Origin of the sequence: Kitasatospora sp. NPDC101157 (assembly GCF_044768255.1) — a bacterium.
Taxonomy (GTDB): Bacteria; Actinomycetota; Actinomycetes; order Streptomycetales; family Streptomycetaceae; genus Kitasatospora.
In genome coordinates this window covers 407,335-419,429 of the sequence record NZ_JBIWPL010000004.1, presented here as the reverse complement: position 1 = coordinate 419,429, position 12,095 = coordinate 407,335, and the positions used below count along the sequence as shown (strand labels likewise).

The window sequence follows — 12,095 nt, the reverse complement described above, 5'->3', positions numbered from 1 at the left end:
GCGACCATGGAGGGCATGACGCACAAACTGCGCGCGGAGTACGGCCCGCAGGGGCCGGCCGGCGGGGTCAGGTCCTGGCACGTGGTGCGGGACGAGGACCCGGCGACGGCCCTCTGCGGCCGGACCATGCCCGACGACGCCGAGACGCGGCCCGAGCAGGAGTGGGGCACCGGGCTGCGCTGCTGCCAGCAGTGCGGCTCGCTCTACATGCACGAGACGCCGCACCTGCAGGGGAGCCACCCGTACAGCTAGCCGTCCGTACGGCTGGCGAGTCGCTGAAGCCCTGAAGCTCTGGAGGTCTCCATGAAGCTGCAAGACGAACTGCCGACCGTCGATCGCCGGCTCGCCCTGGTGTGGCGGGTCGGGGCGGGGCTGGGGGGGATCTTCCTGATCGTGTTCGGCAGCCTGGGGCTGGCCGACCACCCCGGCTTCCTCTCCACCCACGGTGACCGGATCGCCGGGCTGTCCACCAACGGGACGCTGGCCGTCCTGTCCATCGTGGCGGGCGCGGTCCTGGTGCTCGGGGCGGTGGTCGGCGGGAACTTCGCGTCCAACCTCAACATGATCGTCGGTGTGCTGTTCGTCCTGTCCGGTTTCTACGGACTGACGGTGCTCGGCCGGCCGGACGCGAACATCCTGAACTTCCGGATGTCGAACGTGCTGTTCGCGTTCGTCTTCGGGATCGTCGTGACCACCTTCGGCATGTACGGCCGGGTGAGCAGCCACCTGCCGCACGACAACCCGTTCTGGCGCAAGCGGATCGCGGACGAGGAGCCGCTGCCGTCCGGGGCCGCGAAGACCTTCGTCAAGGTGATCCGTCCGAACCCGGGGCGCACCCACCCGGTCGGCCACTGAGTGGTGCCTCGCCGGCGCCGCCTATGCTCGGCGCATGAGTGACATCGTCGAACTCGACCCCGAAGACAAGAAGATCATCACCCTGGCCCGCTCGGCCCGCGCCCGCAACGGCGTGGCCGAGGGGGCCGCGGTGCGTGACGAGACCGGCCGCACCTACGTGGCCGGGACGGTCGCGCTGGATTCGCTGCGGCTGAGCGCGCTGCAGACGGCGGTGGCGATGGCGGTGGCCAGCGGCGCGAAGTCGCTGGAGGCGGCCGCCGTGGTGAGCGAGGCCGAGCAGCCGGCCGAGGCCGATCTGGCTGCCGTGCGGGACCTGGGCGGGGCCGGGACGCCGGTGCTGCTGGCCGGTCCGGACGGGACGCTGCGGGTGTCGGCCGAGGCCCGCTGAAGGGCCATGACGGCCCTTGCCCCCATGCATTCAGCCGATAATCTCACCGGGGGAGTGGACTCGGTGAGGGGCTGGGGCATGGGGGCGTTGGCGTTCGTCGCCGGGCTGGTGCTGTTCGTGATGGGAATGGGGAAGTGGCAGGAGACCGGCACGGTCTACTGGCTCTGGGGCTCGCTCGCCTTCCTGGCGCTGCTGGTGCTGTTCTCCCTGGTCGGCCGGGGCGGCGGCAAGGCGTGAGCGGAGCGTGACGACCGGCCCGGGACGGCGGGGCTCCGGTGATCAGGGAGAATGGAGCCCATGAATGCCCCTTCCTCCTCGTACCGCTCCGGGTTCGCGTGCTTCGTCGGCCGTCCCAACGCGGGCAAGTCGACCCTGACCAACGCCCTGGTGGGGACGAAGGTCGCGATCACCTCCGACCGCCCGCAGACCACCCGGCACACGGTGCGCGGCATCGTGCACCGCCCGGACGCCCAGCTCGTGCTGGTCGACACCCCCGGTCTGCACAAGCCCCGCACCCTGCTCGGCGAGCGCCTCAACGACCTGGTCCGCACCACCTGGGCCGAGGTCGACGTGATCGGCTTCTGCCTGCCCGCCGACCAGAAGATCGGCCCCGGCGACAAGTTCATCGCCAAGGAGATCGCCGGGATCAAGAAGACCCCCAAGGTCGCCATCGTCACCAAGACCGACCTGGTCGACTCCAAGCGGCTGGCCGAGCAGCTGATCGCCATCCAGCAGCTCGGCGCGGAGCTGGGCTTCGAGTGGGCCGAGATCATCCCGGTCTCCGCCGTCGGCGACAAGCAGGTCGAGCTGGTCGCCGACCTGCTCACCAAGCTGCTGCCCGAGGGCGACCAGCTCTACCCCGAGGGCGACCTCACCGACGAGCCCGAGCAGATCATGGTCGCCGAGCTGATCCGCGAGGCCGCCCTGGAGGGCGTGCGGGACGAACTGCCGCACTCGCTGGCCGTCGTGGTCGAGGAGATGCTGCCGCGCGAGGGCCGCCCCGCCGACCGCCCGCTGCTGGACATCCACGCCAACGTCTACATCGAGCGGCAGAGCCAGAAGGCGATCGTGATCGGCGCCAAGGGCGCGCGGCTCAAGCACGTCGGCACCACCGCCCGCAAGCACATCGAGGCGCTGCTCGGCACGCCGGTCTACCTGGACCTGCACGTCAAGGTGGCCAAGGACTGGCAGCGTGACCCCAAGCAGCTGCGCAAGCTCGGCTTCTGACGGGCTCCGCCTCCCGGCGGACGAGTCGGGAGGCCTCGGAGCCCGGTGGGGAGCGGCCGGTGCCGCGCGGGGGTCAGGCGCCCTCGCGCAGCACCAGCGACACCAGCTCCCGCTGGGAGTCGGTGAGCTTGGGATCGGCGCAGTGCACCGTCCGCCCGTCGACGGTGATCTCGTAGTGGAACCCGTCCGGCACCCCGTACGAGGGGGCGCGCAGCCCGCCCGCGACGGCTTCGCGGGCGAGTGCGTGGACGTGCGGGGCGTCGGTGCGGTCGACGGTGTCGAGCTCCGCGTGGCGGACGATTCCGGCGAGGCCGCCGGTCCGGGTCACCTGGATGCGCATGGTGTCCATGGTGCTACGCAGAGAAGGCTTTTGCGGCACTTTTTCCGGACCGTGACCTTGAGTGCGACTCGACCCGCTCTCAACCGGGACTGACGCCGACCTGGGCCCAGGAGGCCGTCACGGTGTCCGCGATCGAGGACTCGTCGGGGTAGCGGGCCTTGGCCGCGGCCACGGTGGCCCGGGCGAAGGCGGTGAAGTCGGCGGTGGTGGACAGCCCGCCGCCGGTCAGGGCGTCGTACCAGATCCGCCCGGCGCGGTCCCAGGCCTGGCCGCCGAGGGCGGTGGCCAGCAGGTAGAACGCGTGGTTGGGGATGCCGGAGTTGATGTGCACCCCGCCGTTGTCCTCGGTGGTGTCCACGTAGTCCCGCATGTGCGCGGGCTGCGGGTCCTTGCCGAGCCGGGGGTCGTCGTAGGCGGTGCCGGGGGCCCTCATCGAGCGCAGCGCCACGCCCTGGATGCCGGGGGCGAGCAGCCCGGCGCCGATCAGCCAGTCGGCGTCGGCGGCGCTCTGGTGCAGCGCGTACTGCTTGACCAGCGAGCCGAAGACGTCGGAGACGGACTCGTTCAGCGCGCCGGGCTGGTCCCGGTACTCCAGGTTGGCGGTGAACTGGGTGACGCCGTGGGTGAGTTCGTGGCCGATGACGTCGACGCAGGCGGTGAAGTCGCCGAAGATCTGGCCGTCGCCGTCCCCGAAGACCATCCGCCGGCCGTTCCAGAAGGCGTTGTCGTAGTTCCGGCCGTAGTGGACGCTGGCGTCCAGGCGCAGCCCGCGGCCGTCGATCGAGTCGCGGCCGAAGACCTGGGAGTACAGCGTGAAGGTGTCGCCGAGGCCGTCGTAGGCGTGGTTGACGGAGGCGTCGGTGACCGGGGCGTGGCCCTCGGTGCGGACGGTGCGCCCGGGCAGCCGCTGGCCGTGCCCGGCGTCGGAGATCACCCGGTTCAGCCCGGGGGCGCCGGCGGCCGGCGGGGGAGCGGCGAGACGGGCCGCGCGGTGCGCGGTGTCGAGGGCGAGGGAGCGGACGGCGGGCTCGTGACCGGCCTCGGCGAGGCGGTCCAGGACGTACGGCGGGACGATCGCGCAGATCGGTACTGCTGCAGTCATGTGGCCCAGAGTGAGGCTTCGATGACGCTTTGTCACCAGGTTTGCCGTGGCCGGTCGACGTCTCAAGGAGTGGAACGGAAGCCCGGATCACTTCGGGGGCGCGCGGCGCTGGGTTACGCTGGGTCCCATCATGCGCAACGGACTGCTTCTTCTTAGCTGCCGCGTCGAGGGCCTGTAGTCCACTGGGGCCGGCTCCCTCGCCGCGGGGAACGAGCTGTGCGCGGAATCGGCGATCCAACGGCGTATCGCGAGCGGCAGCAGAGGCCGGCCAGTCGGTGTTGACCCCTCCCGACCCGCCCGCACCACGCATCCACAGGAAGCCGAGAGTCACCTCCATGACCGAGCAGACCTCCGCCGCGTCCGTCCCCGCCGCTCGCGCCTTCGTCGACCGGCCGACCCCGATCACCGCCGCCTCCGTCCGCCAGCGGCCCTCGGGCATGCGGCACGGGCGCTACCTGCCGTTCGGCACCGTCGACCTGCCGGACCGCACCTGGCCGGACAAGGTGATCACCAAGGCGCCGCGCTGGCTCTCCACCGACCTGCGGGACGGCAACCAGGCGCTGATCGACCCCATGTCCCCGGCCCGCAAGCGGAAGATGTTCGACCTGCTGGTCGCCATGGGCTACAAGGAGATCGAGGTCGGCTTCCCGTCCTCCGGCGCCACCGACCACGCCTTCGTGCGGTCGCTGATCGAGGAGGGGGCGATCCCGGAGGACGTCACCATCTCGGTGCTGACCCAGGCCCGCGAGGAGCTGATCGAGAAGACCGTGGAGGCGCTGGTCGGCGCCCCGCGGGCGACCGTCCACCTGTACAACGCGACCGCGCCGCTGTTCCGCCGGGTGGTGTTCCGCAACGACAGGGCGGCCACCAAGGCGATCGCCGTGGACGGCACCCGGCTGGTGATGGAGTACGCGGAGAAGCTGCTGGGCGACGACACCGTCTTCGGCTACCAGTACTCGCCGGAGATCTTCGTGGACACCGAGCTGGACTTCGCGCTGGAGGTCTGCGAGGCGGTGATGGACGTCTGGCAGCCGGGCGAGGGCCGCGAGATCATCCTGAACCTGCCGGCCACCATCGAGCGGGCCACCCCGAACGTCCAGGCCGACCAGTTCGAGTGGATGTCGCGCAACCTGTCCCGCCGCGAGTTCGTCTGCCTGTCGGTGCACCCGCACAACGACCGCGGCACCGCCGTCGCCTCCGCCGAGCTGGCGTACATGGCGGGCGCCGACCGCATCGAGGGCTGTCTGTTCGGGCAGGGCGAGCGGACCGGCAACGTCGACCTGGTGACGCTGGGGATGAACCTGTTCTCGCAGGGCATCGACCCGCAGATCGACTTCTCCGACATCGACGAGGTGCGCCGCACCGCCGAGTACTGCAACCAGATGGAGGTGCACCCGCGCCACCCGTACGCCGGCGACCTGGTGTACACCTCCTTCTCCGGCTCGCACCAGGACGCCATCAAGAAGGGCTTCGAGGTCCTGGAGGCGGACGCGCGGGCGGCCGGGGTCCCGGTGGAGGAGCACACCTGGGGCGTGCCGTACCTGCCGATCGACCCGAAGGACGTCGGCCGCACCTACGAGGCGGTCATCCGGGTCAACAGCCAGTCCGGCAAGGGCGGGGTCGCGTACGTCCTGAAGAACGACCACAAGCTGGACCTCCCGCGCCGGATGCAGATCGAGTTCTCCCGGATCATCCAGGCCAAGACCGACGCCGAGGGCGGCGAGGTCACCCCGGCCGAGATCTGGCGGGTCTTCGAGGACGAGTACCTGCCGACCCCGGACAACCCGTGGGGCCGGCTGTCGCTGGCCGGCTCGCGCAGCCTGACCACCGAGGACGGCCGGGACGCGCTGACCGCCGAGGCCGTGGTGGACGGCGCCCCGGTGACCCTGTCCGGCGCGGGCAACGGCCCGGTCTCGGCCTTCGCGGACGCGTTGGCCCGGATCGGCGTGGACGTACGGGTGCTGGACTACGCCGAGCACGCGCTGAGCGAGGGCGGCGACGCCCAGGCCGCCGCGTACGTGGAGTGCGCCGTGGACGGCAAGGTGCTGTGGGGCGTGGGCATCGACGGCAACACCGTGCTGGCCTCGCTGAAGGCGATGATCAGTGCCGTCAACCGCTCGCAGCGCGGCTAACTCCTAAGGGTGGTACGCGAAGGGCCGTCCCCGCGGGCGGCCCTTCGCCGTGCGCGAGGCCGACTGTGGCCTGCGCCACACTTTTTCGATCGGAAGCCGTTCGAGGTACTGACACGTGCCGGTAACCATGGCAACATCGATCCACCGGAAAGCCGGGGCCGGTGGGACGGCCCGGTGTCCGGACGCGTGACCTGCCCATAGTTGTGCAGGCCGCCTGCCATGTCTGGGGAGTGGCGCCGTGACCAGGTTGTGGGGTGTTCGCCCGAGGTGGCGGACTGACGTTCTCGGTGACTTCTTCTGCCCCGGCTGCGGCGGGGACCGCAACTACCGGCGGCAGCACGGCCGGAGGTGGCTGCGGCTGCTGGGGACGCCCGTCCTCCCGCTCGGGCCGGTGATCGGCAGCGTGCAGTGCACCAGCTGCCACGGGCGCTACGGCGTCGAGGCGCTGGAGCAGCCCACCAGCGTGCGCCTCGGCGCGATGCTGCGGGACGCCCAGTACACGATCGCGCTGGCCCTGCTGGCGGCCGGCGGCACCGCCCACCGGGCGGCCCGCGAGGCGGCCTGCACGGCGGTGCGCGAGGCCGGGTTCGAGGACTGCGGCGAGGCCCAGGTGCTGGCCGCGCTCGCCGCGCTGTCCGGGCTCGGCGGAGAGCTCCACGACGCCCACGAACTGGGGGCGCCCGGCCAACGGCTGGGGGAGGCCGGCGGCCTGGCCGTGGAGCTGCACGCGGTGCTCGAACCGCTCGCCCCGCACCTGGCCCAGCAGGGCCGGGAGCGGCTGCTGCTGCAGGGCGCCGCGATCGCCCTGGCCGACGGGCGCTACCTGCCGCAGGAGCGCGAGGCGCTGGCCGCGGTCGGGAGCTGTCTGGGTCTGCCGAAGAGCCAGGTGCCCGCGCTGCTGGAGGCGGCGACCCGGGCGCCGTACGAGAACCTGTAGGACCCGGCGCCCGGGCGCCCGTAGACCTTCCGCATCCCCCACAAACGGGCCCGATCCCCCTCCGGGCCCGCCGTGACCCGCACCGCAGTGGTCCTCCCCCACGGCCCCGGTGCGGGCAACACGGCTGCCCGTCGCCGTCCGGCGGCGTCCGGGGCCGTCCCCGGCTGTCCGTGGCTGGGGGACAATGGTTCCCATGAGTCTTTTCCGGGACGACGGCGTCGTGCTGCGGGCGCAGAAGCTCGGCGAGGCCGATCGGATCATCACCCTGCTGACCCGCCAGCACGGCAAGGTGCGCGCGGTGGCGCGCGGGGTGCGGAAGACCAAGTCCAAGTTCGGCGCCCGTCTGGAGCCGTTCTCGCACGTCGACGTGCAGTTCTTCAGCCGGGGCAGCGAGCTGGTCGGCCGCGGGCTGCCGCTGTGCACCCAGGTGGAGACCATCGCCCCGTACGGGGGTTCGATCGTCACCGACTACGGCCGCTACACCGCCGGCACGGCGATGCTGGAGACGGCCGAGCGCTTCGCCGAGAACGAGGGCGAGCCGGCCGTCCAGCAGTACCTGCTGCTGGTGGGCGGGCTGCGCACGCTGGCGGCCGGGCTGCACGAGTCGCACCTGGTGCTGGACGCCTTCCTGCTGCGCTCGCTCGCGGTGAACGGGTACGGCGCGAGCTTCACCGACTGCGCCAAGTGCGGCCTGGACGGGCCGAACCGTTTCTTCTCCCTCCCCGCAGGGGGGGTGCTCTGCTCGGACTGCCGAGTGCCCGGATGTGCCGTACCCTCCCCTGAGACACTGGTACTGCTCGGGGCGCTGCTGTCAGGGGACTGGCGGACGGCCGACGCCTGCGAGCCGCGGTACTGGCGGGAGGGCAGCGGCCTGGTCGCGGCCTATCTGCAGTGGCACCTGGAGCGGGGCATCCGCTCGATGAGATACGTGGAGAAGTGAGCACATGGCAGCGCGACGGCTCTTCGGCGGCGGCAAGCAGCGGAACTACGTTCCCCCGACCCCGCACCCCAGCGGCGCACAGCCGCCGAAGATCCCCGGTGAGCTGGTCCCCGAGCACGTCGCCATCGTGATGGACGGCAACGGCCGCTGGGCCAAGGAGCGCGGACTGCCGCGCACCGAGGGCCACAAGGTGGGCGAGTCCGTCGTGCTGGACGTCCTCAAGGGCGCGATCGAGCTCGGCGTCAAGAACATCTCGCTGTACGCGTTCTCCACCGAGAACTGGAAGCGTTCCCCCGACGAGGTGAAGTTCCTGATGAACTTCAACCGGGACGTCATCGCCCGTCGCCGGGACGAGATGGACGCCATGGGCGTGCGGATCCGCTGGGCGGGCCGGATGCCCAAGCTGTGGAAGAGCGTCGTCCAGGAGCTGCAGGTCGCCGAGGAGCAGACCAAGGGCAACGACGCGGTGACGCTCTACATGTGCGTCAACTACGGCGGCCGGGCCGAACTCGCCGACGCCGCACAGGCGATCGCCCGTGACGTCGCCGCGGGGAAGCTCGACCCGAAGAAGGTCAACGAGAAGACCCTCGCCCGCTACATGTACCACCCGGACATGCCGGACGTGGACCTGTTCCTGCGTCCCAGCGGCGAGCAGCGCACCTCCAACTTCCTGCTCTGGCAGTCCGCGTACGCCGAGTTCGTGTTCCAGGACGTGCTCTGGCCGGACTTCGACCGTCGCGACCTGTGGCGCGCCTGCGAGCAGTTCGCGATGCGCGACCGCCGCTTCGGCGGGGCCATCCCCAACGAGCTCCCCGCGCCCGGCGCGCTGCCCGCCCAGCGCTGACGGCCGCCCGCGCTGACGGCCACCCAGGCACCGGGAGGGGCCCGCAGGAACGATTCCTGCGGGCCCCTCCCGTTCGTCCGCACCGGCTGCCCCGGTACGGTCTCAGTCCTTCTTCGCGCAGTCCGCGCAGGTGCCGAAGATCTCCAGGGTGTGGGCGATGTCGCTGAACCCGTGCTCGGCGGCGACCGTGTTGGCCCAGCGTTCGACCGCCGGGCCCTCGACCTCGACGGTGGCGCCGCAGTGCCGGCAGACCAGGTGGTGGTGGTGTCCGCTGCTGCACCGGCGGTAGACGGCCTCGCCGTCGGCGGTGCGCAGCACGTCCACCTCACCGGCGTCGGCGAGCGACTGCAGGGTGCGGTAGACCGTGGTCAGACCGACGGAGTCCCCGCGGTGCTTGAGCAGGTCGTGGAGCTCCTGCGCGCTGCGGAAGTCCGCGATCTCGTCCAGGGCCGCCGAGACGGCGGCACGCTGCCGGGTCGAGCGGGCGCGCGGCGACGGGCCTGCGGTGGTCACCGTGGGTCCTCCTGGGGTCGTGGGCGTCACGCACCTCATTGTGCCAGCCCGGCCCGCCGCTCCGGGGTGGTCGTGCCGGAGGAAGTCTTTTCCTCGGCTTGGCCGGGGATTTGGCTCCGGGCCCGATCGGGGAGCCGGACGTCGCAGACCTGCGGCCCCGGCTCGGTGCCGCCGCGGCGGTGGCGGCGGCGGGCGAGCGGGGCGGCGATCACGCCGAACACGGCGAAGACCGCGATGGCGAGCAGCACGATGGCCGGGCCGGAGGGCACGTCGAGCTGGTAGGAGCCGGTGACGCCGGCCAGCGAGACCACCACGCCGAGCGCGATCGAGGCGGCCTGGGTGGCGGCGAAGGAGCGGGTGAGCTGCTGGGCGGCGACCACCGGGACCACCATGAGGGCGCTGACCAGCAGCAGCCCGACCACCCGCATGGCGACGGTGACGGTGACCGCGGCCATCACGGCGAGCATCAGGTTGAGCGTGCGCACCGGCACGCCGGTGACCCGGGCGAAGTCCTCGTCCTGGCAGATCGCGAAGAGCTGGCGGCGCAGGCCGACGGCCACCGCGATGACCACGGCGCCGAGCACCGCGATGGTGACCAGGTCCTCGGGGGCGACGGTGAGGATCGAGCCCCACAGGTAGCTCTCCAGCGAGCCGGCCCCGGCCTGGGCGGACATCGAGACCAGCAGCTTGCCGCAGGCCATGCCGCCGTAGAAGAGCATCGCGAGGGCGATGTCGCCGCGCTGGTTGCCGCGCGAGCGGACGAGTTCCATGGTGACCGCGCCGAGCACGCAGACCAGCACGGCCATCCAGACCGGGCTGGTCCGGAAGATGAAGCCGAGGCCGACGCCGGTCATCGCGACGTGGCCCATGCCGTCGCCCATCAGGGCCTGGCGGCGCTGCACCAGGTAGATGCCGACGGCGGGGGCGGTGATCCCGACCAGTACGGCGGCGAGCAGGGCGCGCTGCATGAAGTCGTAGGAGAGCATCTCGGTCATGCGAGCAGCCTCGGCGGGGTGAGGTCGGCGTGCGGGTGGACGTGGTCGTGGCCGGGCAGCGCGTGCAGGCCGGTGTTGGGCACGGGCGGGCCGTCGTGGGCGACGCAGCCGTCCCGCAGCACCACGGCGCGGTCGATCAGCGGCTCCAGCGGCCCGAGTTCGTGCAGCACCAGGAGGACGGAGGCGCCGCGCCCGACCTCGGTGCGCAGGGTGTCGGCGAGCACCTGCTGGCTGGCTGCGTCCACGCCGGCCATCGGCTCGTCCATGATCAGCAGGTCGGGGGTGCCGACCAGGGCGCGGGCGATCAGCACCCGCTGCTGCTGGCCGCCGGACAGGTCGGCGACGCCGTCCCCGGCCCGGTCCAGCATGCCGACGGCGTCCAGGGCGCGGTCGACCGCGGCGCGGTCCCTGCGGCGGAAGGGCAGCAGCCGGTGCTGCGCCAGCCGCCCGGTGGAGACCACCTCGCGCACGGTGGCCGGGACGCCGGAGGCCGCGGTGGTGCGCTGCGGGACGTACCCGATCCGGTGCCAGGCGCGGAAGGAGCCGTACGGGGTGCCGAACAGCTCCAGGGTGCCCTGCTCCAGCGGCACGGAGCCGATCACGGCCTTGACGGTGGTCGACTTGCCGGAGCCGTTGGCGCCGAGCAGGGCGACGACCTCGCCCGGTCGGACGGTGAGGTCGACGCCGCGCAGCACCGGCCGGCCGCCGCGCGAGGCGACGGCGTCACGGAGGCGGACGGCCGGGGGTATCGGGTCGGTCATGGCGGTGTGTCCCGTCAGCTCGCGGGGGTGGCGGTGGTGCTCGGTGCGCCGAGGGCGGCGCGGAGGTTGGCCAGGTTCTGCTTCATGACGGTGAGGTAGTCGTCCTTGGAGGGGTCCGCGACGCCCTCCAGCGGGTCCAGGACGGCGGTCTTGAGGCCGAGGTCCTTGGCGACGGTGTCGGCGAGCTTGGGGCTGACCAGGGTCTCGAAGAAGACCGTGGTGACGCCGTTGTCCTTGGCGGCCTTCTGCACCTCGGCCAGGCGGGCCGGGGTGGGCTCGGACTCCGGGTCGACGCCGTTGATGGCGACCTGGGTGAGGCCGTAGTGGTCGGCGAGGTAGCCGAAGGCGGCGTGGCTGGTGACGAAGGTCCTGGTCCTGGCGTCCTTCAGCCCGGCCTGGAACTCCTGGTCCAGGGCGGTGAGCCTGGTGACCAGCTCGTCGGTGTTCTTCCGGTAGTCCTCGGCGTGGGCCGGGTCGGCCTTGGCGAAACCGTCGCCGACGCTCTTGGCGATCGCGGCGTAGCGGGCCGGGTCGAGCCAGATGTGCGGGTCGCCGGCCGGGCCCTTGTCCTGGTGGGCGTCCCCGCCCCCGGCGCCCTCGTCGAGGTGGTGGTCGACCAGCGGGCTGGCGGCGGTGGCGTCGATCCTGGCCTTGGCGGACGACTGGTCGACGGCCTGGTCGACGGTGGGCTGCAGGCCCTTGAGGTAGACGATCGCGTCGGCCTTCTGGACGGCGGCGACCTGCTTGGCGGTGAGCTCCAGGTCGTGCGGTTCGACGCGGGGCGCGGTGAGGTCGGTGACCGAGACGTGGTCCCTGCCGATCTGCTGGGCCAGGAACTCCATCGGGTAGAAGGAGGCGACGACGTTCAGCTTGCCGTCCGCGCCCTTGGCGCTGCTGCTCCCGCCGCAGGCCGTGAGGGCCAGCGAGGCCGCGAGGGCGGTGACGGTCAGGGCGGTGGTGGTACGGGCCCGGCGTCCGGTCAGTCCGATCATCATGACAATCATTCTCATCTGAAGTGGAAATGATTGTCAAATCACTCGGACGGGTGAACGGGAGGTGTC

The 12,095-nt window shown here is 71.9% G+C and carries 15 protein-coding genes; 9 read left to right on the top strand and 6 right to left on the bottom strand.

Annotation, left to right across the window (positions count from 1 at the left end):
* Nucleotides 1-15 precede the first annotated feature (15 nt).
* The 5 genes from ACIRVF_RS11775 to era are packed head-to-tail and all read left to right on the top strand — an operon-like array spanning nt 16 to nt 2,470.
* A complete protein-coding gene (locus tag ACIRVF_RS11775; RefSeq protein ID WP_402816143.1) occupies nt 16-252 on the top strand; it encodes a hypothetical protein in 237 nt (78 codons plus the stop codon).
* 51 nt (nt 253-303) lie between these two features.
* On the top strand, nt 304-855 hold the full coding sequence (locus ACIRVF_RS11770) for a DUF4383 domain-containing protein (protein ID WP_402816142.1): 552 nt from the start codon (nt 304-306) through the stop codon (nt 853-855).
* A 34-nt stretch (nt 856-889) separates the two neighbouring features.
* The gene (locus ACIRVF_RS11765; RefSeq protein ID WP_402816141.1) at nt 890-1,243 is read left to right on the top strand and encodes a cytidine deaminase; all 354 of its coding nucleotides are present in this window, start codon (nt 890-892) and stop codon (nt 1,241-1,243) included.
* Nucleotides 1,244-1,297: 54 nt separating this feature from the next.
* Nucleotides 1,298-1,480 (top strand): hypothetical protein, encoded by a 183-nt coding sequence (locus ACIRVF_RS11760; RefSeq protein WP_402816140.1) that lies wholly within the window; start codon nt 1,298-1,300, stop codon nt 1,478-1,480.
* Nucleotides 1,481-1,540: 60 nt separating this feature from the next.
* A complete protein-coding gene (gene era / locus ACIRVF_RS11755; RefSeq protein ID WP_380414106.1) occupies nt 1,541-2,470 on the top strand; it encodes a GTPase Era in 930 nt (309 codons plus the stop codon).
* A gap of 73 nt (nt 2,471-2,543) precedes the next feature.
* Here era and ACIRVF_RS11750 read toward each other — a convergent pair whose 3' ends face one another.
* Together ACIRVF_RS11750 and ACIRVF_RS11745 are read right to left on the bottom strand one after the other, a co-directional pair.
* Complete coding sequence (locus ACIRVF_RS11750; RefSeq protein ID WP_030290773.1) at nt 2,544-2,810, bottom strand: protealysin inhibitor emfourin; 267 nt, start codon at nt 2,808-2,810, stop codon at nt 2,544-2,546.
* Between the two features lie 79 nt (nt 2,811-2,889).
* Nucleotides 2,890-3,912: a M4 family metallopeptidase gene (locus ACIRVF_RS11745; RefSeq protein WP_402816139.1), complete on the bottom strand. Its 1,023-nt coding sequence runs from the start codon at nt 3,910-3,912 to the stop codon at nt 2,890-2,892.
* 335 nt (nt 3,913-4,247) lie between these two features.
* Between ACIRVF_RS11745 and leuA the strand changes: the two genes are divergently transcribed.
* The 4 genes from leuA (at nt 4,248) to ACIRVF_RS11725 (ending at nt 8,765) form a co-directional block, all read left to right on the top strand.
* A complete protein-coding gene (gene leuA, locus ACIRVF_RS11740; protein WP_402816138.1) occupies nt 4,248-6,044 on the top strand; it encodes a 2-isopropylmalate synthase in 1,797 nt (598 codons plus the stop codon).
* A gap of 238 nt (nt 6,045-6,282) precedes the next feature.
* Nucleotides 6,283-6,981 carry a TerB family tellurite resistance protein gene (locus ACIRVF_RS11735; RefSeq protein ID WP_402816137.1) on the top strand — a complete coding sequence of 233 codons (699 nt, stop codon included), beginning with the start codon at nt 6,283-6,285 and terminating at the stop codon, nt 6,979-6,981.
* Nucleotides 6,982-7,174: 193 nt separating this feature from the next.
* Nucleotides 7,175-7,921 carry a DNA repair protein RecO gene (gene recO / locus ACIRVF_RS11730; protein ID WP_380414114.1) on the top strand — a complete coding sequence of 249 codons (747 nt, stop codon included), beginning with the start codon at nt 7,175-7,177 and terminating at the stop codon, nt 7,919-7,921.
* 4 nt (nt 7,922-7,925) lie between these two features.
* Nucleotides 7,926-8,765, top strand: a complete 840-nt coding sequence (locus tag ACIRVF_RS11725; RefSeq protein WP_402816136.1) for an isoprenyl transferase — start codon at nt 7,926-7,928, stop codon at nt 8,763-8,765.
* Nucleotides 8,766-8,867: 102 nt separating this feature from the next.
* Here the strand turns inward: ACIRVF_RS11725 and ACIRVF_RS11720 are convergent, their stop codons facing one another.
* From ACIRVF_RS11720 to ACIRVF_RS11705, 4 genes are read right to left on the bottom strand one after another with little or no spacing between them, the layout of a single operon-like run.
* Entirely contained in the window at nt 8,868-9,278 is a 411-nt protein-coding gene (locus ACIRVF_RS11720; RefSeq protein WP_402816135.1) for a Fur family transcriptional regulator, read from the bottom strand.
* Nucleotides 9,279-9,313: 35 nt separating this feature from the next.
* A complete protein-coding gene (locus ACIRVF_RS11715) occupies nt 9,314-10,273 on the bottom strand; it encodes a metal ABC transporter permease (RefSeq protein ID WP_402816134.1) in 960 nt (319 codons plus the stop codon).
* Nucleotides 10,270-11,034, bottom strand: coding sequence for a metal ABC transporter ATP-binding protein (locus ACIRVF_RS11710; RefSeq protein ID WP_402816133.1), 765 nt, complete (start codon nt 11,032-11,034; stop codon nt 10,270-10,272). Before ACIRVF_RS11710 ends, ACIRVF_RS11715 begins: the two co-directional genes overlap by 4 nt.
* A 14-nt stretch (nt 11,035-11,048) precedes the next feature.
* Complete coding sequence (locus ACIRVF_RS11705; RefSeq protein WP_402816259.1) at nt 11,049-12,026, bottom strand: metal ABC transporter substrate-binding protein; 978 nt, start codon at nt 12,024-12,026, stop codon at nt 11,049-11,051.
* Between the last annotated feature and the right edge of the window lie 69 nt (nt 12,027-12,095).